This window comes from Thermococcus sp. (assembly GCF_027063845.1).
GTDB lineage: Archaea > Methanobacteriota_B > Thermococci > Thermococcales > Thermococcaceae > Thermococcus.
This window is the reverse complement of the sequence record NZ_JAMOQU010000089.1, coordinates 50,011-70,793: the sequence shown is the minus strand read 5'-3', so window position 1 is coordinate 70,793 and position 20,783 is coordinate 50,011. Positions and strand designations below refer to the sequence as shown.

The window sequence follows — 20,783 nt, the reverse complement described above, 5'->3', positions numbered from 1 at the left end:
AAAGGTTTATATTCATTAAAAGGTGCGCTAAAGCGGGTGGTCAACCATCGGTGGTCGAGAAACTCTCCGTCGTCAAGTTCGGAGGAAGCTCGGTGAAGGGCTCGTTCTGGAGCGCACTGAAGTTAGTTGACTACCTCCTCGAGGGAAGCAGGGTAGTTGTCGTCGTTTCTGCCCTCAGGGGTGTCACGGAGAAGCTTGTGAAGCTCTCGGAGTGGCCAGACTGGAGAACCTTTGAGAGCATAGCACTCGAGCACTACAAGATAGCGAACAGGCTCGGTGCGGATATAGAGCCCCTTCTCAGCGAGCTCGAAAAAGCCGTTGCAAGGCGCCGTTACGACCCTGAGTGGAGGGACTACATCCTCTCCTTCGGGGAGAGGCTCTCCGCAGTGCTGTTCGCAAAAGCTCTTGAAAACGAAGGAATCCCGGCGATTCCCGTGGACGCGAGGGAAATCCTAACCCTTCGCGGGAGCTTTGGGAACGCGGAAATAGACTTTTCAGCCAGCCTGCCCCGCGTTCGGAAACTCGGAGAGCTGGCAGAAAAAGCGGTTCCAGTAGTTACAGGCTTCATAGGAAACCTCAACGGAAAAACGGCAACCCTCGGCAGGGGCGGTAGCGATTACACAGCCTCGGCTTTGGGGGCGATGCTCGATGCGAAGGGCGTTCTCATAATGAGCGACGTGAAGGGGATATACACCGCCGACCCGAGGCTCGTTCCGGAAGCCAGGCTGATACACTTCCTCTCGCGCGAGAGGGCCCTTTTGGCGGCGAAGCTCGGGATGAAGGCACTCCACCCAAGAACCATCGAACCCCTCGGAAGTATTCCGCTGATACTCGGCAGAACCGAGGACTGGCGCCTTGGAACCCTTGTGTCAGACTTCGGCGACGACTGGCCGATAATTGTCCACCGGGTCGAGGGAGAGAGGGCGAGGATATCAATTGTAGGTGTTGAAGAGCTCCCCGACTGGAAGGGAGTGAAGGGGAACGGATACTTCTCAATAACGGTCGAGAGGGAGGAGCTCGTGCCGGCTTTGAGGGAGATACACGGGGTGGTCTTCGATGAAGGTTCGCGTTCACGCTACCATAGCAAACTTTGGGCCCGGGTTTGACGTCTTCGGCGTAGGCATAGGCGAGCCCTACGACGAGCTGTCCTTCAGGGAATCGAGCGAGTGGGAGATACGCGTGAAGGGGCACGACGTGCCAGCCGATGTGCGAAACACGGCGGTCGTTGCGGCCAGAGCTCTCGCCGAGATGGTTGGTGAAAATATTGCACTCAAAATGGAGCTGAAGAAGGGGATAAGGCCGAGGAGCGGGCTCGGCAGTTCGGGCGCTTCATCCCTCGCGGGGGCGCTCGCAATGGCTAGGGTTCTCGGAGTTGAGGATGAGAGGCTAATACTCCGGGCCGCGATGGAGGGCGAGAGGGCCGCTTCCGGCAGTGCTCACGGCGACAACGTTGTTCCGGCCTACTACGGAGACTTCACTATCATAGAGTCCTACGAGCCCCTGAGGGTCCAGAGGATCCCGGTGGACTTTGAGGTTGTTGCCGTTTTACCAGCCGTCGAGATTCCAACGAGCGAGGCGAGGCGCGTCCTCCCGCCAAAGATACCGCTGAAAGACGCCATCAGAAACATCGCGCTCGCCTCTTCCCTGGTTCTCGCGCTGAAGGAAAACGACCTTAAGGCAGTCGGAAGGCTCCTCGACGACAGAATAGCCCTGCCATACAGGAGGAGGCTCATGCCCTGGTACGATAGGGCAAGAAAGGCCGCCCTTGAGGCGGGCGCTTACGGCTTTTCGGTTTCCGGCTCGGGTCCGGCCGTGTTTGCGGTGGGTGGGGACGTGGCTCAAATAGGGAAGGCCGTTGCGGAGGCCTTCGAGGAGTTCGGAATCGAGGTTGATGTCTACGTCACAAAAGCCGGAAGGGGTGCCGTATGGTTTTGAGGTGTATCGAATGCGGTAGGGAATACGACGAAAACGAGCTCCGCTATAGATGCGACTGCGGTGGCCTGCTTGAGGTCGTTACGGACCTTGAGAGGGCCGAGGACGTTTTCGATGGAAAGAACGTGACGCTGTGGAAGTACGAGAGCTGGCTTCCCGTGAGGAAGAGAGTTTCGCTGAACGAGGGTGGAACGCCCCTCTACAGGCTCAGCAACCTCGAGAGGGAACTCGGCGTTGAGCTCTACGCCAAGAACGAGGGAGCCAACCCAACCGGCTCCTTCAAGGACAGGGGCATGACGGTTGGAGTATCCAAGGCCCTCGAACTCGGCATGGACAAGGTGATATGCGCTTCAACGGGCAACACCTCGGCTTCCCTCGCGGCCTACGCGGCCAGAGCGGGAATAAAGGCCTACGTCTTGGTGCCGAGCGGTAAGATAGCCCTCGGAAAGCTCGCCCAGGCGATAATCTACGGGGCGAGGGTCGTTCCAGTTAAGGGCAACTTTGACGACGCCCTCAGGGTCGTCGTTGAGGCAAGCGCAAAGCTCGGCATCTACATGCTCAACTCGATAAATCCATTCCGCCTCGAGGGTCAGAAGACGATAGCGCTCGAAATCTACGACCAGCTCGGCTTCGTGCCGGACAACGTCGTCCTTCCGGTTGGAAACGCGGGAAACATCTCGGCGATATGGAAGGGCTTCAAGGAGCTCTACGAGAAGGGGATAACCGATGAGCTCCCCCGCATGATAGGGATACAGGCCGAGGGCGCGGCACCGCTCGCGAGGGCCTGGAAGGCCAAAAAGCCGTTCGAGCCCGTTGAGAACCCCGAGACGGTTGCCACCGCCATAAGGATAGGCAACCCCGCCAACTGGCCCAAGGCCTGGCGCGCGGTTGAGGAATCTGGTGGCCTCTTCGAGAGCGTTAGCGACGAGGAAATACTGAGGGCCCAGGAACTGCTGGCTAGTAAGGAAGGTCTCTTCGTCGAGCCCGCCTCCGCGGCTCCCCTGGCGGGCCTCATGAAGCTCCTCGAAAGCGGGGAGCTTGACAGGGGCGAAAGCTACGTCCTCGTGACGACGGGGCACGGGCTCAAGGACCCGAACGTCGTCGTAAACCGCTTCACCCTTCCCGAGCCAATAGAGCCGACGCTCGAAGCCTTCAGGGAGGTGATGAAATGAGGGCCGCCGTTCTCGGTGCAACTGGCCTCGTCGGGAGAACATTCGTGAGGCTCCTCCAAGGCCATCCGTGGTTCAAAATTGAAGCCCTCGTCGCCTCCGAGCGCTCAGCAGGGAGGCGTTACGGCGAGCTCGTCGAGGACGCGCCTGAGGAGTTTAAGGATATTGAAGTCGTCTCGCTCGGCGAGTTTCTCAGTGAGCCCAACGTTGACATTGCCTTCAACGCCCTCCCTGCTTCAATCTCGCGAGAAGTCGAGGAAAAGCTCGCCGAGCAAATCCCGGTCTTCACCAACGCCAGGTCTCACCGCTACGACGATGACGTGCCCATACTCGTCCCCGAGGTTAATCCGGAGCACATGAAGCTCATCGAGGTTCAACGCGAAAAAAGGGGCTGGGACGGCTTCATAGTGACAAATCCGAACTGCTCCACCGCGATTTTGACGGTTTCCCTCGCCCCCCTGAGGGAGTTCGGGATTAGACGAATTCATGTGGCCACGATGCAGGCCATAAGCGGAGCCGGCTTCTCGGGCCTTTCAGCATTTACCATCCAGGACAACGTGATTCCGCTCATCGAAGGTGAGGAATGGAAGATTGAGAACGAGAGCAGGAAAATCCTCGGGAGCTTGGAGGGGGACAGGATAAAGCCGGCGTCCTTCGAGGTCTCTGCCATAGCCACGCGCGTTCCGGTTCTTCACGGGCACACGGAGGCGGTATTCATTGAGCTCGAGCGCGGGAGCGTGGAGGATATAAGGGAAGCCTTTCGCTCCTTCGACCCGCTGAGAAAGCTCGACCTGCCGAGCTACGAGAGGCCCCTCGTTTACACAGACGTTCCCCAGCCGAGGCTCCACAGGGACAGGGGAAGGGGGCTGACTGTTACGGTTGGAAGGCTTGAGGAGAGCGGCTCAGCATTCAAGTACGTAGTTACAGGCCACAACCTCGTCCGCGGCGCGGCTGGAGGTTCAGTCCTCAACGCTGAGCTCGCGAAAAGGCTTGGCCACATTTAAAAAAAGAAAGGTTCAGCCGAGGGCCGGGAAGTAGTCGGGCTCGTAGTCCTCGAGCTTTCCGTCCAGGTAGTCCTCATAGCCTTTCAGGTCGAGCAGGCCGTGACCGCTCAGGTTGAAGAGTATGACCTCCTCCCTTCCTTCTTCCTTCGCTTTCAACGCCCTGTCTATTACGCCCTTTATCGCGTGGGCGCTCTCCGGGGCTGGAATTATACCCTCAGTCTTCGCGAAGAGCTCGGCAGCTTGGAAGACCTCGGTCTGGTGGTAAGCGACTGGCTTGACGATGCCATGATTTATCAGGACACTCAGAGTTGGAGCTAAACCGTGGTAGCGAAGCCCTCCAGCGTGAATCGGTGGGACGTAGTAGGTGTGGCCGAGTGTGTGCATCTTCATCTTTGGGGTGTAACCGCCGGAGTCACCGAAGTCGTACTTGTAAACCCCGCGCGTCATGCTCGGGGCGGCTTTGGGCTCGACCGCTATGAACTCGTAGTCGGCCTTTCCGCTCAGAACGTCCCTCACGAACGGGTATGCTAATCCCGCGAAGTTGCTTCCACCTCCGACGCACCCGACTATAACGTCCGGCTTCTCAAATTCTTTCATCTGCTCCTGGGCTTCGAGGCCTATAACGGTCTGGTGCATGAGCACATGATTGAGGACGCTTCCGAGGGCGTAGCGGGCTTTTTCGTCCTTTAAAACGTCTTCAATCGCCTCGCTTATCGCTATTCCCAGCCCTCCAGGGTGGTTGGGGTTCTCGCTCAGGAACTTCCGGCCTATCTCCGTTCTGTCGCTCGGACTGGGGTAGATTTCAGCACCGTAGAGGTGCATTATCGTCTTCCTGTAGGGCTTCTGCTGGTAGCTCGCGCGCGCCATGTAGACCCTGATTTTAAGGCCGAGCAGAGCACCCGCTAAGCTCAAAGCCGTTCCCCACTGTCCCGCCCCAGTCTCGGTAACGAGCCTCTCTATCCCCTGTTCCTTCGCGTAGTAGGCCTGGGCCAGGGCGGTGTTTATCTTGTGGCTTCCCGTTACCGTTGCCCCCTCGTACTTGAAGTAAATTTTAGCGGGCGTGCCAAGGGCCTTTTCGAGATTTGTGGCGCGGAAAAGTGGCGTCGGACGGCCTATCTTGGCGTAGAGTTCACGAACCTTCTTTGGAATCTCGATGTACCTTTCCGTGCTCATCTCTTGCTTTACGAGCTCCTCTGCGAAAATCCTCACCAGCTTCTCCGGCCTTATCGGCTCGTCGGTCTCCGGGTCAAGGGGTGGAGCCAAGGGCTCCGGGAGGTCGGGCAGTATGTTGTACCACCTCTTGGGTATCTTTGAATCGGGCAGAACGGCTTTCATTCTACCACCTCCGCCGGTTTTGGGGTTTTGAGAAGTCCCAAAGGGTGAGGGAATAAGAGCGTGAGAACTAAACCGGAGCGTTTAAGTGGCAGAACGGCGAGGCCAAAAGCAATCCCTCCTCAGCTCAGCGCCAAAAACAATCCCGCCTAACGGCTATGTCAGGGCTCAAGAAGCGACCTTCAAAGCCAAAAACAATCACTCCTGACCATCATGGCGCATCGAGGTAAAGAAACTGCATTTCCTTAAGTTCTTTTCGGTTGCTTTATTGACGATAAGACGAATTGTACTTCTTTGGCTTCCCCTTTAACTGCCACGGCGACGAAGTATCCTCTGCGTTTGAGGCAGATGGAAGTCGTTTCGTTGGATGTATCGAGCAGGTAGCGAGCGTAGTCGCACTGCCCGCGAATTCCGTACACGAGAAGGTTCACGCTGAGGTTTCTACCACCCACAGATGTCAAAAACTCTTTTCCAGCGAGGGACCAGAGGACAGGTTCCCCGGCGGGTTTCAGGACGAGGCTCCCGTTGAGCTCCTTAATTACGGAGTTAAGCACCTCTTCAGGCGTCGGCTCGTGGACTTCGCGGGCGTTCTTCATTCCACAGGGCGAAATCCTCTCCGCGGAGTTCTCAACTTTTCTGGTTTCCCCGCTTATAACGAGGATTTCCTTTCCCTTCAGAGAGACGTAGTGCGACTTTTCACCCATTGTCCAGAGAGACCACCTGCAGTCCCCGCTTTTCCCCTCCATCCGCTTGGCGTATCCGGTTCCCTTGAGCTCGATTTCTATGGCTTTGTAGGTGTTCTTAACCCACTCGTCGGGCCAGTCCGAGGACAGAAACTTCCCGACTTTTAGGCCGTCCTCGGTACTCCAGTTGAACCGATACTCCTCAAAGGTTGGCGGCTCGCTGGCGTTCCAGAGGTAGCCGTCGTGCCAGCGGAGTGCAAACCCCTTGACGCCCCTGCAGGGGCCCCGCGCCGAGATAACGGCGAGGCCACCGCCGAGAATCCTCGTTTTCGCAAGATAGATGCATTCGTTGTTCTTAACGAAGAGGGCATCCCTCATGATGTCGGAGTCGCTTACGTAGTTCTCCACAATCAATAAGTAGCCCTCCGACTCAACGCGTTTTGCGGCCTCGCGATAGGCGTTATCAGCCTTCCCACGTGGTTCATGGAGGGTTACATAACGACCGAGAACTGGAAGTCTGACCCCTGAGGACTTCCAAGCGACCCCGCTGACGAGAATCGTCGAGTACGCAATCGGTTTGTTGCAGGAGTAGGCGAGCTCCCCACCGCTCAGTGGCCAGGTATTGCCCCCTCTCCCCCAACAACCAGTGACAAAGTGGAGACCAAACTCGACGTTCGGGCCCGTAACTGGAGGGGGCATTAAGAGGAGCATCAGGATGAGCGAGATTATCAAAAACGGTGCCAGCCGGAGGGGCCTTTTGCTGTAGTAGTTCCTGAAAACCAGTGGGGGTACAATAACTGCGGAAATAAAGAGGAGGACTCCGAGGAGGTGGTTGAGCTGGAGGATTATCCACGCGAGGGATGAGAGCAACGCCGAAACGGCAACGGAAGCAATCAGTTTGCCCGCCATTGGCCCTCGTTAGTTGTTACGTCTCGGGAGAATATAACCTTTGCTATGGTTTCAAGTTGTTTTGAATCGTTCTTGAGAATCGTCTGGGGGTTATGAAAAAGGAAAAATGTTAGCTCTCCGGTTTCTGGATTATCTCAATGGCCCTGTCAACGTCCGCTTTTCTTCCCTTAAGGGCTATGAGGGTGTAGTAATCACCGCCGTCGTTTCTCAGGAACTTTATGCTCCTGTCTTCCTTTTTCATCACGTACTCAGCGTATTTCACCTGGTCATCGCTTGAGTACACGAGAATGAGGACTTCGACACCTTCTCCGACGTTTGCCTTGAAGGAGAACTTAGCGAGGTACCAGTCTGGCATGGGTCCAGTCCAGTTGGCAGGGATTGTAGTAACGTTGTTCTCCATGAACTTGTTGGCCAGCGAGATTGCCATCGCCTCGGCTACCTTCCAGGGGCTTGGCGACGGCAGTGGGCCTGAGTCAAGGGGTCTCCCGCAGAGCCAGTGCTCATCGCTGGCGTTCAAAACCGCCCCCGTCTCCCCGCGTATAACCAGAAACTTCGTTCCGTTGTAGGCCAGGTAGTAGCTCTTTGTCCCCCTCGTCCAGTAGCTCCACTGGCACGTTTTACTGCTCCAGTTTCCAGATACCATTGAGTAGCCAATCTTTGAGAGTTCGGAGAGCACACTTCCGTAAAGTCCTCCCGCGTTCTCAGTGGTCTCGTTAAGTATTTCGACTGGGCCCATCTTCTCCCAGCTCATGTTCTCCAAACTCGGTGGGTCCGTGTACCCCCATATTTGGGGTTTTGGAACGGGCTCGATGTAGTAGTACTTCCAGTAAACCACGCCCGCGAAGATAAAAAGGGCAAGGATTATTCCAGCAACGAGCCTCTTCATTTCCATCACCCACAGGAAGCTCCTCTTGTATCGGCAACGCTCTCAATCGAGTCGTAGGCCCTTGAGACATCCCACGCGGGGCCGTTGAATACTACAAGCGCACGATAGCCAAGGGCGGAGATGCAGAGCGTTTTCCCCTCCAGGAGCGACCTCGCGTACTCAAGCTGTTTGTCCGTTGCGTAGATTAGAATCAGTATTTTCACTTTCCCCGCCTCTACACTGTAGTTGGCGAGGTTCCAGGGGATTTTTCCGCCCCACTCGGAGGGAACGACGATTGTACCGTCTTTTTCCAGTGCCTCGCCTATAAGCGAGGCCGTGTAGGAGAGGGCCTTCTGGGGGCTCGGGTCGATGACGGTGGTCTTCCAACCTGGCTTTCCGCACTTTGATGTCTCATTCACCCACTCAACGACCGCCTTCAGGCCTCCCCGCGCCACTAAAATGCCGTCCTTAGTTTCTCCAACGTAGTATGCCTTTCTCCCGCTCCAGATTGTCCACCGGTAGTCGCTCCAGTTGGCGTAGACGGGGTAGTAGCCGAGGGTCCTGAGTTGCTCTTCCAGGTTCCCTGTGAGGTTCCTGGGAAGCGTCGTTACCTCGACGTTCCCGTTCCTTTCCCAGCTCACGTTTTCGAGAAGCGGTGGGTCGGTGAGGCCCCAGAGGGTGGGTTTTTCCACGGGTTTAACGCTTTCCTCCTCCTGCCCGCTTTCCCCGCTCTTAGACAGGTAGTTTACGACGCCAACCGCTATGAGCGCGATGACGATGATTGCCAAAATCCTGTACCCCCCTTTCATCCCAACACCTCACGCGACCTCGGTCTGCTCGTAGGGGCTCTTCCCCTGTCTGTGTTTCACGAGGAGCGAGTAGAAGAACTCCTTCATGTCTGGAGACATGCCGTCGTCGAGGAGTATGTCAGCTTTTCCCGAGTAGTCCTTCTCCGCCTTCGTCACGAGCAGGGCAATCTTCGGGGTCAGATGTTCGAGCATGGCCTTTCCCACCTCTGCGTACTCCTCGTCGTCGAGCTCCTCGTCGCTCTCGATGGCTATGTAGACGATAAACCCCTTCATCTGGACCGCAAGCACGGTTTCCGTTTCGGTCACCTCAAAGAACGAGAAGTTGTAGCCCTCCCTCTCTGCCCTCGCTATGAGCAGGCCCTTTATCGAGAGCGTAACGGGCTTTCCCTCAATCTCGAAGATTAAATCCTCCGCGAACTCCCTCCGCGCTATTGAGTAAAGCTCATCCTTCATGCTCGAACCTACTCCGGTTCGGATAAAAGACTTTTGGAACAGGTTTATAACTTCCGTGCCATCACTTGGGTTGGTGGTGTTATGAGGGTGGTTCGTTTCGGCGTCTCCGTACCTGAGGAACTGCTTGAAAAGTTCGACAGGATAATCGAGGAGAAGGGCTACGTGAACAGGAGCGAGGCGATAAGGGATTTGATGAGGGACTTCATAATCAGGCACGAGTGGGAAACTGGAGACGCGGAAGTTGCCGGAACGATAACGATGCTCTACAACCACGATGAAGCGGACGTCGTTAAAGAGCTCCTCGATTTACAGCACGACTACCTTGATGAAATAGTTTCCAGCATTCACGTCCACATGGACGAGCACAACTGCCTTGAGGTTGTCATCGTCAAGGGGAAGGCGAGCAGGATAAAGGAAATAGCGGACAGGCTTTTGAGCCTCAAGGGAGTGAAGCACGGCAAGCTCGTCATGACGGGGACGGGGAAGGAGCTGGTTTAACCTACCACCTCCGCTATTTCTCCCCCTCCGGGCGGAAGAATCGCGTTCAAATCCTCCTCGCGAACCTTGTAGCCCCACTTCTCAAGGATTCCGCGTATCTTCTTGACGAGCTCGCCCTTCTTGAGCCTGCCGGGCCTTATGACGATGTACTTGCTCGTGTGGGCCTTAATAGCGTCAACGGGCGCGCAGACGACGTAATCCTCCCCCTCGTAGTTTATAACTCCCACCGCCAGCTTGAGCGGAAGCCCGCGAAGCCAGTTCCTCTTTCCGTAGACCATGAAGGCGCCCTTCCCAAGGTACTCACCGCTGGGAGCTTGCTTAGTCACCTGATTTGGATACGCCCAGTAGGCGTCCGCTCCATACAGCCCCTGACTCCACGCTCTGCTCATCGAAACTGCGAACTGGCAGGCCTCGAATATCGTCTTCTCCCCTGCCTTCTGCCCGTCCTTGATGACGACGTGGGGAGCGCCGTAAACATCGGCGTGGCAGTAGAGGTCGTTCTCGGTCATGTGCTTTTTGATGAGCGTCTCGTTGGTGCTCGCGTCCTTTCCCGCTAAGACAAGAAACCCCTCGCTCGAAACGAACCAGCGGAACTTCTCGAACCACTTCTTCTTTCTCCTCTCTATGCGCTTCACGTTCAGTTCCTTCTTCATTTCCTCCTCGATGAGCTTCTCGACCTCGTCGAGCTTCCTCTTCGTGTCTTCGTAGGCCTTCAGGGCACCCTCGTACTTGTGCCTGAACTTCTTGGCCTTCTCGTAGTAGAGCTCGGCGTTCTCACCTATGCTTTTGTTGAGGTAGAGCTTGACCTTCCTCCCCTCGAGCTCAATAGTTACGGCCTTCTCCTTCGGGTCGATGGCCTTCACCATGAGCGCAACTTTGTTGCCCTCTTTTTTGCCCACCTCTATTCTCCTTTTGAACTCCTCCCAGCCGAGCTTTTCTGTGGCCTTCCTGAACTCGTCCAAAAGCCGTTCAACCATCGTGTAGTTCGCGTATATTAAATCCCCTATCTCCTGGTTCTCGTTCATTGCCTTCTCGAAGCCCTTGAGCATCTCCTCCTGCTTCCTAAGCGTCGCCAGCAGTTGCTTCTTTTTGCTTTCGAGCTTTCTCGTTTTTTCGATTTTGGCTTTCTCGATTGTGAGCTTACCGAAGTATTCGTCGAGGGCCTCGCTGAACGTTTTAAAATAGCGCTTCTCAAGGCCCTCGTAGATTTTCAGCTCTATCGGAACGACGTCGTGCATGTTTCCGTCCTTGTAGACGATGTTCGGCCTCGGCTCGTCGTTGAAGGTTCCCATCATCGCCTCGTAGACCTTCCTCAAATCCTCGTCGCTCAGCTCCCTCACTGGGGTGGTTTTCTCAAAGCCCGCTCTTATGGAGATTTCCTCGGCGTACATCCCGCCCATGTTGAGCTTCCTCGCCAGGGCACGAACCAGCTCAAGGTTTTCATCCTCCCTCATCAGCTCAAGAAAGCGCTCGAAGCTGACCTCAAGCGGGTTTTCCCTCGCTGGCGGGAACTTGTACTCTGCCTTGGGCTTTATCGCCCTGTCCTTGTACTCCTCGTATCTCAAAGCGGCCACAATCCTGTTCTCGGAATCAACGAGGACGATGTTGCCCCTCCTGAAGAGCTCGCCAATGAGCGTGTAGTCGCCGACACGAATCTTGACAATCCTGTCGAACTGGTGCTGCTCTATCGCGTCTATAAAGCCTCCGCTCAGGTGCTTTCTCAGGAGCATCGTGAAGCTCGAAGGCTGTTTCGGCGCCTCCTTGACGTAGCTCGTGAGGTGGAACCTCTTCCCCGCCTGGAGGATTAAATCGGCCCTTCCCTCTTTCGTGCGGAGTTTAATCCTTATCTCGTCGCCGTCGTGGTAAACCTTGTCAACGCGAGAGCCAACGAGCCATTGGAGCTCCCTAACGACGTAACGTATGTCAACTGAACTCATCTCTTCCTTCATTCTCTCACCCGAAAAGAGTAGAGGGCGGGGGTTAAAAGGTTAAAGCCTCAGCGCGAGCAGAACGAGCGCCCCCGCAATCGCGAGAGCCGCCCTGGTTGTGTCGCTTTTGTTCCCCTCAATGGCTTCGCTCAGCAGTCCGAAGGATAGGCCGACGAGTCCCATATCGTAGAGCACGTACGCGAGCTTTGTGAAGGCGTCCATGGGGGATGAGAGCACGCTCAGTATTGAACCCAGAAGAACGACCGCCAGGGCACCGGCTATGAACCCGCTCTCCGTTCCTGCTAGCTCCATCGCCCTCATGTTATCACCATACTCAGTTGGAATCTGAAGATAAAACGTTTTCCATGCACATTACTGACCATCGTGACAGGTCTGTTCCGAATAAGGTTAAATACGATGAAGCTTAAACACCAACGGTGATACTAAATGAAAGGCTACTTCACGTTCGTCCTCCACACTCACATTCCCTACGTTAGGAAACACGGCAAGTGGCCCTTCGGAGAGGAGTGGCTCTACGAGGCAATGAGCGAGAGCTACCTGCCCCTGCTAATGGAGTTCGAGCGCTTGAGGGACTCTGGCGTTCGCTTCCAGCTCGTGGTGAACATAACGCCCGTCCTGATGGAACAGCTGGCGGACGACTACATCAAGGCCGAGTTTGAGAAGTACCTCTTGAGGAAAATCGAAAGAACAAGGGAGGACCTAAAATCCAGTAAATACCCTGAGAAGCCCGTTAGGGAAGTCCTCCGCCACTTCGAGCGCGTTTACTCCTACTGGAAGGCCATAACCGGCGACGTAATCGGCAAATTCCGGGAACTTCAGGGAGATGGCTACCTTGAAATCATAACCTCCCCCGCGACACACGCCTACCTTCCCCTCCTCTGGCGGGAGGAGTCGATACGCTCCCAGATAGCCAACGGAGTAGCGACCTACGAGAAGCACTTCGGAAGGAGACCGCGGGGGATGTGGGTTTCCGAGTGCGCCTACCGGCCGAGTGGCGAGTGGAAGCTCCCGGGCGGGAGGACTGTTAAGAGGAAGGGGATAGAGAAGTTCCTCGGGGAGTTTGGAATCGAGTACTTCTTCGTCGAGAGCAACCTCATTGATAACGGACCGGTCAGCGACTCCTACGGCGCCCCGGTTCCCACCGGTTCGCTCGCAATGCTCCGACCCTACTGGGTCAAGGGGTCAAACGTTGCGGTCTTCACGAGGAACCGCGAGACGGGGCATCAGGTCTGGAGCGCCCACTACGGCTACCCCGGCGACTTCTGGTACAGGGAGTTCCACAGGAAGGCCCCGAAGAGCGGTAACCAGTACTGGCGTATAACTGGCAAGGACGTTGATTTGGGCGAGAAGGGCTTCTACGACCCCGAGAAGGCCCTTGAACGGGTTGAAGAGCATGCGAGACACTTCGTTTCCCTCGTCGAGGGCCTGCTCTCGAGGTTCGAGGAGGAAACGGGCGAGAAAGGAATAATAGTCTCTCCCTATGACACAGAACTCTTCGGCCACTGGTGGTACGAGGGAGTTAAGTGGCTTGGCAGGGTTCTTGAGCTTTTAGCCGAGCGCGGAATCAAGACGACGACGCTCTCGGCCTTCCTCTCTAACTACTCCGGCGAGAGGCTTGAGGTTGAACTGCCCGAAGGCTCGTGGGGTGCCAACGCGGACCACTCGACCTGGTGGAACGAGCAAACCGAATGGACGTGGGAGGAAATCTACCGCGCGGAAGAGCGTATGGTCGCGCTGGCGAGCCGCTTTTACGGGAAGGACAAGCTTGGCGACAGGGCGATAGAACAGCTCGCGAGAGAACTCTTAATCCTCGAGGCGAGCGACTGGCAGTTCCTCATAACAACTGGCCAGGCAAAGGCCTACGCCGAGAAGCGCGTTTTGCTCCACAGCAGGGACTTCCACAGGCTCGCCAACGAGGTAGTCAAGTATTTCAGGACCGGTGAGATGGACGTTTCACTCCTCGAGGGGCTCGAGGAACGCGACAACCCCTTCAAGCCAGTTATAGTTTCCTACTACATCAGCGACAATCCGCCCGAGCTTGAGGAGTTCGTCGAACCGCCCGAGGTCCCGCCCGAGGGGAGCGACGCTACCTTCAAAGCTCTAAAAGAGAACGTTTCCGCCGAAGGGCAGACCGTGAAGGCTGGGGATAACTCCCGAGAAGGGGCTGTTAAAACTTCAACTTCAGAAGCCGAAGATCAGAGGAAAGAACTGGCGGAGAGGTTCTACGCAACTTCCCTCGCCTTCGTGAAAAGGAGGAAGCCAAAGGTTCCCCTCACGAAGAGAGTTGACACGAGGCTCGCCAAGAGGGTCGAGAGGATTGGAACGCCCGAGAAGCCGAGGGTCGAGAAAAAACGCGCAAAAGTAAAGAACCTCATTGACATCAAGGGCATCGGCCCTAAAACCCTCGCGAAGCTGAACAAAGCGGGGATAAAAACACCCGAGGACTTACTTAACACTGACCTTGAAGAGCTCGCGAGAAAAACCCGGATTTCGATAAAGAGGCTGAGAAAGTTTTTGGCCCAGATTTCCTGAGCTTTCATTTTTGTTTTCGAAAGCCTTTTTTGAAGTTCTGAGAATTATTATCTGTGGTCGTCCATGAAGAAGGTTGAGGCCATTATCAGGGGAAACGATTTTGAGAGGGTAAAAAGCGCCCTCAAGGAGATTGGCATCGTGCCCTTGACGGCGTATCCTGTTCAATGGAGGGGTGTTCAGGGAGGTGTACCACCCTACGACCTCCTACCAAAGATGAAGATTGAGCTCGTCGTCAAGGACGAGGACCTTGAAAAAGTTATCAACACAATCGTTATGACCGCAAGGAGCGGAACCCCCGGCGACGGAAAGATATTCATCATCCCCGTCGAAGAGGCCATAAGAATAAGAACGGGGGAAAAGGGGAACGAGGCCCTTTACTGACTTCATCAGAGGAACGCGTGGCGGTGCTTGTAGAGACCAACGATTGCACTCCCTATCAGGTACAGCTCAACCGCAGAGAGGAGCATGAGGAACACCAGGTATGCCTTGACTGTGCTGGCGCTCCAGTGGGTTTTGGCCATTATTTCCGTAATTTTTTCTGGCGTAATTAGATTGTATATGCTTGACCTCAGGGCCATTACCCCAACGATGATTGGTATTGGTATCGCAGAATACGCCAGCAGAAGTCCGAGGTAGCCCCTTCTCTGGAGAGAGAGCATCGAGAGGATTATCGGAATCGCAAGGATTAGGGCAGTTATGGCCAAAAACTGGTTGAGATAGAAACCGGTGAGCACAAAGAATGCCGTCATCCCAAACAGATACCTCCGATAAACCTTCTTTAGCTCGGCCAGCTTCTCGGGCTTGAAGTCGTACTCAGCGGAGCGGGAATAGAGGAGTATCCTATCGGCGAGCCTGAGGTAGTTTTTCTTACCCTCCCTCTCTATGGCCTTGTCGGTGCTCATGAGCTTGAACTCCTTGGCCTTCTTGTAGAAGAACTCTGCGAGCTCCTCGTTGTCCTTCTTGACCTCCTCAGCGAGCCTCCTGAAGTTCTCGGCGGCCTCCTTAATCTTAGCCTTCACGCGTTCTTTCTCCTTCTCCGTGAGAACCGTGAGACGGTCTATTCTATCGAGGGTTGATTCAAGAACCTCTGCTGTGTCGAGCAGAATATCCTTGCTCTTCACGTTTACACCTCCAAAAGTTGAAAAGAAAGGAGGGCCTTAAGACCCTTGTGCCTTCTCGGCCTTGAGGAGCTTTCCAATGCTCCAGTACATCATCGCAAAAATAACAAACCAGGCAAAGAGCATGTAGATTACCCAGCTCTCCATCGTCACCACCTCAGACCTTTATGATAACCTCGTTCTTCTCGAGCTCCTCGCCGTACTTCTTCTTGATTGAGTAGTAGCTCTCGATGAAGCCAATGACCCACATTAGCAATATTGCAATCCTGGCAGGCCACTCGAGGGTCGTGCCTATGAGACTCTTGACCATTCCGAGGAGCGGTATCATGAGGAGTAGCGGCGCAATGTAGAGGATTATCGGCTTGTACCACTCCGGGACCTTCATCCAGGCTCCCTCGTGGAGCTCCTTCCAGAAGTTGTCGGGCTTGAAGAGGTACACCGCGACAATGATGTCGAAGAGCGCCAGCAGGGTCAGCTGGAAGCTCACCCACGCGTCAACCTGGTCCATGTAGCCGTCAATGTAGATGACCGGCAGTCCCGCGAGGAAGTATATCACCAGAACGACCCAGGTTCCAACGTTCCTCTTTATGCCGAGGTCCTCCTCGAGCAGTGCAACGACGTAGTTGTACATCGCTATTGCCGAGGTGAATCCTGCAAACCAGAGCAGGAGGAACCAGAGTGCACCGAAGAGCCTTCCCGCCTCACCCATGCTGACGAAAGCGTTGGGCAGGCTGGTGTACGAGAAGCCGAGTCCGAACTTGTGTCCAATCCAGGATAACACCTCGGTCTTGCCTTTGGCGAGAACCTCTGGTGGAACAATCTTGGGAGCGTAGGCTGTGGCAAGCGGTATGGCTATTGAACCACCGAGGACAACCTCGGCGAACTCGTTGAGTGAGACCGTTGCGATGCCTGAGAGTGCAACGTCATCCTTGGGACCGAGGTAGCTGGCGTAGTTCTGGATGATACCCATACCGAGCGAGAGGGTGAAGAATATCTGTCCCGTTGCTGCCAGCATAACTGCCGCCAGGTGCTCCTTTAGGTAGCCCCAGTTTGGAGTCCAGATGAACCTGAAACCATCTATGGTGCTCCAGTTCGGGTCAACTGGCGAACCGAGTACAAAGATGTAGCCGACCATTATGATGGCGAATATGTAGAGCAACGGCATCATGACCTTAACCCATCTCTCGATACCCTTGCTGACACCCTGACCAACCGCTATGGCCAGCAGTATAACGGTGATACCCCAGAAGAACATAACTTCTGCGTGGTTGTTGAGATATTGAACAAAGAACTCACCGGTATTCTTGCCGAAGTAGGCTCCGGTTATGCTGAACCAGGAGTATGCCGCAGACCAGCCTATGAGGTGCAAGTAGTAGCTGTTGAGGAGTATGGTCAGCGAGAACGCGAGCATACCGCTTATGACACCCCACCAGAGGGCGCTTCTGGGCTTAACGCTCTCCCTGGCCATGAGGTAGTACGTTGGACCGAGGGTACCGTGACCATACTTGCCACCGTAGCGACCGGCGACCCACTCAATCCACATCACTGGAATACCGAGGAAGAACAGCGCTATGAAATACGGCACCATGAAGGCGCCGCCACCGTTCTGGGCGACCTGAGTTGGGAACCTCACGAAGTTACCGAGGCCGACCGCGTTTCCAGCCATAGCCAAAATTAAACCAATCTTGGTCGCCCACTGGTCCCTCTGCTGTTCCACTTTTAACCACCTCCAATCAGGGTTGTATTTTATTGGGATCGAATGCCCACTAACGGGGCACTACGTATAAAGGACATCATTGTTTAAAAAGCTTTTTGGGCCTTTATTTCGACGAAAGACGATTTACTTTGTCGTAAAATAACCTGAAATCCTTTTTTGTCATTTTTTCAGATATGCCTATTCAGTGGCGGAGTTTGGAGTCATTATGACAATAACCTTTTGAAATGGACTGGCAATGCGACGACACAAAGCATGAAGTATTGTTCACAAAAGAGTTTTTAATCAGAACCCCCAAGAAGGAGTCGCCCGATGATTGGAACGAGAGTGAGCTGACGGGATGATGACCGACTTCTCGCTGAGGGTTTCTATTCTTTCCTTCACCGTTGCACCTCAATGTTCACCAATGTTCATAAAATCTTGGATGTACATCCCTCTTTTTGGCTAAAAATTTCGGGAGCGCTTTTTATTTCTTCGAAAATTTGAGATGCTAACTTTTTGTTGCAAACTAAGCCCTCTCCTTCCTCCTTTCCCGAAAGGTTTATATATGCAAAGGTCGTAGGGGATATCGCAGATTACCGAAAGCCTGAGGTGATATGAATGGTCGAGATTGACCCGTTTGAGATGGCCGTTCAGCAGCTCGAGAGGGCTGCCCAGTTTATGGACATAAGCGAAGAGGCCCTTGAGTGGCTCAAGAGGCCCATGAGGATTGTTGAGGTCAGTGTCCCCGTTGAGATGGACGACGGTTCTGTCAAGGTCTTCACCGGATTCCGCGTTCAGCACAACTGGGCCCGCGGCCCGACCAAGGGTGGTATAAGGTGGCACCCGGCCGAGACTCTCAGTACAGTTAAGGCCCTCGCCACCTGGATGACTTGGAAGGTCGCCGTCGTTGACCTTCCGTACGGTGGCGGTAAGGGTGGTATCATCGTTGACCCGAAGAAACTCAGCGAGAGGGAGCAGGAGAGGCTTGCTCGCTCCTACATAAGGGCCGTCTACGACGTCATCGGCCCGTGGACCGACATTCCGGCTCCGGATGTCTACACTAACCCGAAAATAATGGCCTGGATGATGGACGAGTACGAGACCATAATGAGAAGGAAGGGCCCGGCCTTCGGTGTTATCACCGGTAAGCCGCCGGGAGTTGGCGGTATCGTCGCCAGGATGGACGCCACCGCCCGTGGTGCCGCATTCACGATCCGTGAGGCCGCCAAGGCCCTCGGCTGGGACGACCTCAAGGGCAAGACCATCGCCATCCAGGGCTACGGTAACGCCGGCTACTACCTCCACAAGATAATGAGCGAGGAGTTCGGCATGAAGGTCGTCGCCGTCAGCGACAGCAAGGGCGGCATCTACAACCCGGACGGACTCCCATCTGCTGACGAGGTCCTCAAGTGGAAGAGGGAGCACGGCTCAGTTAAGGACATGCCGGGAACCCAGAACATCACCAACGAGGAGCTCCTCGAGCTCGAGGTTGACATCCTCGCTCCAGCGGCAATCGAGGGAGTTATTACCAAGGAAAACGCCGACAAAGTCAAGGCCAAGATTGTCGCCGAGGTCGCCAACGGTCCGGTCACGCCTGAGGCCGACGAGATACTCCACGAGAAGGGCGTCCTCCAGATTCCGGACTTCCTCTGTAACGCCGGTGGTGTCACCGTCAGCTACTTCGAGTGGGTGCAGAACATCAACGGCTTCTACTGGACCGTTGAGGAGACCAGGAAGAAGCTCGACGACAAGATGACCAAGGCCTTCTGGGACGTCTTCAACACTCACAAGGAGAAGAACATCCACATGCGTGACGCCGCCTACGTCGTTGCCGTTCAGAGGGTCTACGAGGCCATGAAACACCGCGGATGGGTCAAGAAGTAATTTCTTCTCCCTTCATTTCCTTCTCAATTCTCCCGCAGGTTCTTGGGAAGTAAAAAGAAAAATCAGCCCTTCGTCCAGTAGTCCTTCTCATCCACCATGGCCCTTATCATCTCGTCCTCGTCCCTGAACATCGTCCGCCTCGATGGGTTCTGCATGCCGTAGAACTCCATGAACGGGCTGGGTCTTCTCTTGAAGGGGTAATAGAGGTATATCGCCGCAAGCGTCCTGTACGCTTCAGCCATCTCGCTGACGACCCCCGCTGAAACGCCCTCGGCATAGTGGTAGACAGCTATGGCCCTGCTGACATCTACGAGGTTAAAGTCCCTCTCGACGAGCTGTCTCCTGAGTATCTCTGTGGCTTGCTCAATATCTTCCCTGTCGAGCTCGTCCACCTCGTTCCCGTCAAGGAGGTGCTTTATCCTGATTTTCTTCACGTTCGGGTTCTTCGCCACTTGGTTGTCGTACTCGGCGACGACCCACCAGTCGTCTAAAGCTCCGGGGTCGAGAACGGTAAAGTGCTCACTCAGCTTGTCGTAGAAGCCCCGAACGCGGTGGTAGTATTCCTCCTCGTGGCCGGTCATCGGATAGCTGAGGTAGACGAGGGGCTTCTCTTTCTCCCTGAACAGCAGGTCGAGGAAAACCTCCGGTGGGTGCCTTATGCCGAACTGGAGGACGTAGCGGACGTTTATTCCCTCCTTCTTGAGCTCGTGGACTAATGTTTTCACGTGGTTTATTGCATCTTCACGCCACATTACAAGAGTGGTAAGCTTTATGTTGTTCGGGTCGTTGCCGAAGCGCTCGAACCACTCCGGGTCGTTGATTATCCTCCTCCTGACCGAGAGCACGTCGTCGAGGACGATGATGACCCTGTCGGGCCGTAAGAGCTTAAGGTTGCTGAGGGTGAATCCTATGACGCTCCCGCTCCCCCAGCGGAAGAGACTTGGCGTCGAAACGAGGTGGAACCTTTTGTCGCTCTCGTCTATCTCCCGTCTGATTCTCTCAAAGGCCTCGTCGCGAATCTCGTTCATCAAATCCTGGTGGTTTATCGCGAAGTCGAGGACGTTCTTGCGGGTTATCTTAACACCCCTCTCCTTTCCGACCTCCCTGAGGTATTCGAAGACGTGGTAGTAGGCGTAGCTCTCCCCGCTGGCCTTTTCAAGGGCCTCGCTCAGGTATTCGTCGCGCCCGTTGAGGGGCGGGCCGGTTAGAAGGATTACTTCCTTTGCCATGACAACCACCTAAGGGAGTGGGGCGAAACCTTTAAATACTCTTTCTCTAAGCGGGGTTCAGAGGTTCTTCTATTCTAAAAACCAACTCCAGGGGTGTTGTAGTTGACTGAGAACCTAAAGGGAACCACTACCGTCGGCGTAGTTTGCAAGGACGGTGTAGTTTTAGCGGCAGACAGAAGGGCATCGCTCGGCAACATGGTGCTTTCCGAGGGCGTCACGAAGGTCTTCCAGATAGACGAGCACCTCGCCCTGGCAGGAGCGGGGAGCGTTGGCGACATACTGAGCCTCGTCAGACTTCTAAGGGCTGAGGCAAAGCTCTACCGCGCGAGGGTCGGCAGGGAGATGAGCGTCAGAGCCCTCGCCACTCTCACGTCGAACATCCTGCACGGGAACCGCTTCATGCCATACTACGGCTGGTTTCTGATTGCCGGCTACGACGAGAAGCCGGGCCTCTACTCGATAGATATGGCCGGTGGCGTCACGGAGGACAAGTTCACCGCCGCCGGTTCCGGAATGGAGTTCGCCTTCTCAATCCTTGAGGAGAACTACCGCGATGACCTCTCACTGGAGGATGGAATAAGGCTCGCCCTGAAGGCGATAAAAGCTTCCACCCGCAGGGACATATATACGGGGGGTGGGGTTACACTCGTGACGGTAACGAAGGACGGCTACCGCGAGTGGAGCGAGGAGGAACTCAAAGCGCTGTTCTGAGGTGGTGGCG

Annotated in this window: 19 protein-coding genes; 9 read left to right on the top strand and 10 right to left on the bottom strand. The window is 55.2% G+C overall.

Annotation, left to right across the window (positions count from 1 at the left end):
• Nucleotides 1–50 precede the first annotated feature (50 nt).
• The 4 genes from MVO87_RS06895 to asd are packed head-to-tail and all read left to right on the top strand — an operon-like array spanning nucleotide 51 to nucleotide 4,105.
• Nucleotides 51–1,106 (top strand): aspartate kinase, encoded by a 1,056-nt coding sequence (locus MVO87_RS06895; RefSeq protein WP_297515962.1) that lies wholly within the window; start codon nucleotides 51–53, stop codon nucleotides 1,104–1,106.
• Entirely contained in the window at nucleotides 1,057–1,935 is an 879-nt protein-coding gene (locus MVO87_RS06890) for a homoserine kinase (protein ID WP_297515965.1), read from the top strand. The genes MVO87_RS06895 and MVO87_RS06890 overlap by 50 nt, the downstream gene beginning before the upstream one ends.
• Nucleotides 1,926–3,104: a threonine synthase gene (gene thrC / locus MVO87_RS06885; protein WP_297515968.1), complete on the top strand. Its 1,179-nt coding sequence runs from the start codon at nucleotides 1,926–1,928 to the stop codon at nucleotides 3,102–3,104. Before MVO87_RS06890 ends, thrC begins: the two co-directional genes overlap by 10 nt.
• Nucleotides 3,101–4,105, top strand: coding sequence for an aspartate-semialdehyde dehydrogenase (gene asd / locus MVO87_RS06880; protein WP_297552662.1), 1,005 nt, complete (start codon nucleotides 3,101–3,103; stop codon nucleotides 4,103–4,105). Before thrC ends, asd begins: the two co-directional genes overlap by 4 nt.
• Nucleotides 4,106–4,117: 12 nt before the next feature.
• On the opposite strand, the gene MVO87_RS06875 is transcribed toward asd, so the two are convergent.
• From MVO87_RS06875 to MVO87_RS06855, 5 genes are all read right to left on the bottom strand, one after another.
• On the bottom strand, nucleotides 4,118–5,440 hold the full coding sequence (locus MVO87_RS06875) for a TrpB-like pyridoxal phosphate-dependent enzyme (RefSeq protein WP_297516337.1): 1,323 nt from the start codon (nucleotides 5,438–5,440) through the stop codon (nucleotides 4,118–4,120).
• A gap of 242 nt (nucleotides 5,441–5,682) precedes the next feature.
• The gene (locus MVO87_RS06870) at nucleotides 5,683–7,029 is read right to left on the bottom strand and encodes a hypothetical protein (RefSeq protein ID WP_297516339.1); all 1,347 of its coding nucleotides are present in this window, start codon (nucleotides 7,027–7,029) and stop codon (nucleotides 5,683–5,685) included.
• Between the two features lie 109 nt (nucleotides 7,030–7,138).
• Nucleotides 7,139–7,921 (bottom strand): hypothetical protein, encoded by a 783-nt coding sequence (locus MVO87_RS06865; RefSeq protein WP_297516341.1) that lies wholly within the window; start codon nucleotides 7,919–7,921, stop codon nucleotides 7,139–7,141.
• Nucleotides 7,921–8,703, bottom strand: a complete 783-nt coding sequence (locus MVO87_RS06860) for a hypothetical protein (RefSeq protein ID WP_297552660.1) — start codon at nucleotides 8,701–8,703, stop codon at nucleotides 7,921–7,923. Before MVO87_RS06860 ends, MVO87_RS06865 begins: the two co-directional genes overlap by 1 nt.
• A 9-nt stretch (nucleotides 8,704–8,712) precedes the next feature.
• A complete protein-coding gene (locus MVO87_RS06855; RefSeq protein ID WP_297513308.1) occupies nucleotides 8,713–9,156 on the bottom strand; it encodes a hypothetical protein in 444 nt (147 codons plus the stop codon).
• A gap of 81 nt (nucleotides 9,157–9,237) precedes the next feature.
• Here MVO87_RS06855 and nikR point away from each other — a divergent pair, with 81 nt between their 5' ends.
• On the top strand, nucleotides 9,238–9,654 hold the full coding sequence (gene nikR, locus MVO87_RS06850; RefSeq protein WP_297513310.1) for a nickel-responsive transcriptional regulator NikR: 417 nt from the start codon (nucleotides 9,238–9,240) through the stop codon (nucleotides 9,652–9,654).
• Here the strand turns inward: nikR and rqcH are convergent.
• Both rqcH and MVO87_RS06840 read right to left on the bottom strand, forming a co-directional pair.
• Entirely contained in the window at nucleotides 9,651–11,603 is a 1,953-nt protein-coding gene (gene rqcH / locus MVO87_RS06845) for a ribosome rescue protein RqcH (protein WP_297552658.1), read from the bottom strand. The genes nikR and rqcH overlap by 4 nt on opposite strands.
• A gap of 39 nt (nucleotides 11,604–11,642) precedes the next feature.
• Entirely contained in the window at nucleotides 11,643–11,903 is a 261-nt protein-coding gene (locus MVO87_RS06840) for a hypothetical protein (protein ID WP_297512177.1), read from the bottom strand.
• A gap of 126 nt (nucleotides 11,904–12,029) precedes the next feature.
• On the opposite strand from MVO87_RS06840, the gene MVO87_RS06835 reads away from it, so the two are divergent.
• Entirely contained in the window at nucleotides 12,030–14,135 is a 2,106-nt protein-coding gene (locus MVO87_RS06835; RefSeq protein WP_297552656.1) for a 1,4-alpha-glucan branching protein, read from the top strand.
• 63 nt (nucleotides 14,136–14,198) lie between these two features.
• Complete coding sequence (locus tag MVO87_RS06830; protein WP_297512499.1) at nucleotides 14,199–14,516, top strand: P-II family nitrogen regulator; 318 nt, start codon at nucleotides 14,199–14,201, stop codon at nucleotides 14,514–14,516.
• A 5-nt stretch (nucleotides 14,517–14,521) separates the two neighbouring features.
• Here the strand turns inward: MVO87_RS06830 and MVO87_RS06825 are convergent, their stop codons facing one another.
• On the bottom strand, nucleotides 14,522–15,256 hold the full coding sequence (locus tag MVO87_RS06825; RefSeq protein WP_297512497.1) for an alpha-glucosidase: 735 nt from the start codon (nucleotides 15,254–15,256) through the stop codon (nucleotides 14,522–14,524).
• Nucleotides 15,257–15,410: 154 nt separating this feature from the next.
• A complete protein-coding gene (locus MVO87_RS06820) occupies nucleotides 15,411–16,970 on the bottom strand; it encodes a sodium:neurotransmitter symporter family protein (protein WP_297552654.1) in 1,560 nt (519 codons plus the stop codon).
• Nucleotides 16,971–17,567: 597 nt separating this feature from the next.
• On the opposite strand from MVO87_RS06820, the gene gdhA reads away from it, so the two are divergent.
• On the top strand, nucleotides 17,568–18,833 hold the full coding sequence (gene gdhA, locus MVO87_RS06815; protein ID WP_297552652.1) for a glutamate dehydrogenase: 1,266 nt from the start codon (nucleotides 17,568–17,570) through the stop codon (nucleotides 18,831–18,833).
• A gap of 62 nt (nucleotides 18,834–18,895) precedes the next feature.
• Here the strand turns inward: gdhA and MVO87_RS06810 are convergent, their stop codons facing one another.
• Nucleotides 18,896–20,062 carry a P-loop NTPase family protein gene (locus MVO87_RS06810; RefSeq protein ID WP_297552676.1) on the bottom strand — a complete coding sequence of 389 codons (1,167 nt, stop codon included), beginning with the start codon at nucleotides 20,060–20,062 and terminating at the stop codon, nucleotides 18,896–18,898.
• Between the two features lie 102 nt (nucleotides 20,063–20,164).
• Between MVO87_RS06810 and psmB the strand changes: the two genes are divergently transcribed.
• Nucleotides 20,165–20,773 (top strand): archaeal proteasome endopeptidase complex subunit beta, encoded by a 609-nt coding sequence (psmB, locus tag MVO87_RS06805; RefSeq protein WP_297513854.1) that lies wholly within the window; start codon nucleotides 20,165–20,167, stop codon nucleotides 20,771–20,773.
• The last annotated feature ends 10 nt before the right edge of the window (nucleotides 20,774–20,783 follow it).

What these genes read in the sequence shown, in the direction of transcription:
- MVO87_RS06890 (WP_297515965.1), top strand. Translation starts at nt 1,057, where the DNA reads ATGAAGGTTCGCGTTCACGCTACCATAGCAAACTTTGGGCCCGGGTTT.
- thrC (WP_297515968.1), top strand. Translation starts at nt 1,926, where the DNA reads ATGGTTTTGAGGTGTATCGAATGCGGTAGGGAATACGACGAAAACGAG.
- asd (WP_297552662.1), top strand. Translation starts at nt 3,101, where the DNA reads ATGAGGGCCGCCGTTCTCGGTGCAACTGGCCTCGTCGGGAGAACATTC.
- MVO87_RS06875 (WP_297516337.1), bottom strand. Translation starts at nt 5,440, where the DNA reads ATGAAAGCCGTTCTGCCCGATTCAAAGATACCCAAGAGGTGGTACAAC.
- MVO87_RS06870 (WP_297516339.1), bottom strand. Translation starts at nt 7,029, where the DNA reads ATGGCGGGCAAACTGATTGCTTCCGTTGCCGTTTCGGCGTTGCTCTCA.
- MVO87_RS06865 (WP_297516341.1), bottom strand. Translation starts at nt 7,921, where the DNA reads ATGGAAATGAAGAGGCTCGTTGCTGGAATAATCCTTGCCCTTTTTATC.
- MVO87_RS06860 (WP_297552660.1), bottom strand. Translation starts at nt 8,703, where the DNA reads ATGAAAGGGGGGTACAGGATTTTGGCAATCATCGTCATCGCGCTCATA.
- MVO87_RS06855 (WP_297513308.1), bottom strand. Translation starts at nt 9,156, where the DNA reads ATGAAGGATGAGCTTTACTCAATAGCGCGGAGGGAGTTCGCGGAGGAT.
- nikR (WP_297513310.1), top strand. Translation starts at nt 9,238, where the DNA reads ATGAGGGTGGTTCGTTTCGGCGTCTCCGTACCTGAGGAACTGCTTGAA.
- rqcH (WP_297552658.1), bottom strand. Translation starts at nt 11,603, where the DNA reads ATGAAGGAAGAGATGAGTTCAGTTGACATACGTTACGTCGTTAGGGAG.
- MVO87_RS06840 (WP_297512177.1), bottom strand. Translation starts at nt 11,903, where the DNA reads ATGAGGGCGATGGAGCTAGCAGGAACGGAGAGCGGGTTCATAGCCGGT.
- MVO87_RS06835 (WP_297552656.1), top strand. Translation starts at nt 12,030, where the DNA reads ATGAAAGGCTACTTCACGTTCGTCCTCCACACTCACATTCCCTACGTT.
- MVO87_RS06830 (WP_297512499.1), top strand. Translation starts at nt 14,199, where the DNA reads ATGAAGAAGGTTGAGGCCATTATCAGGGGAAACGATTTTGAGAGGGTA.
- gdhA (WP_297552652.1), top strand. Translation starts at nt 17,568, where the DNA reads ATGGTCGAGATTGACCCGTTTGAGATGGCCGTTCAGCAGCTCGAGAGG.
- MVO87_RS06810 (WP_297552676.1), bottom strand. Translation starts at nt 20,062, where the DNA reads ATGGCAAAGGAAGTAATCCTTCTAACCGGCCCGCCCCTCAACGGGCGC.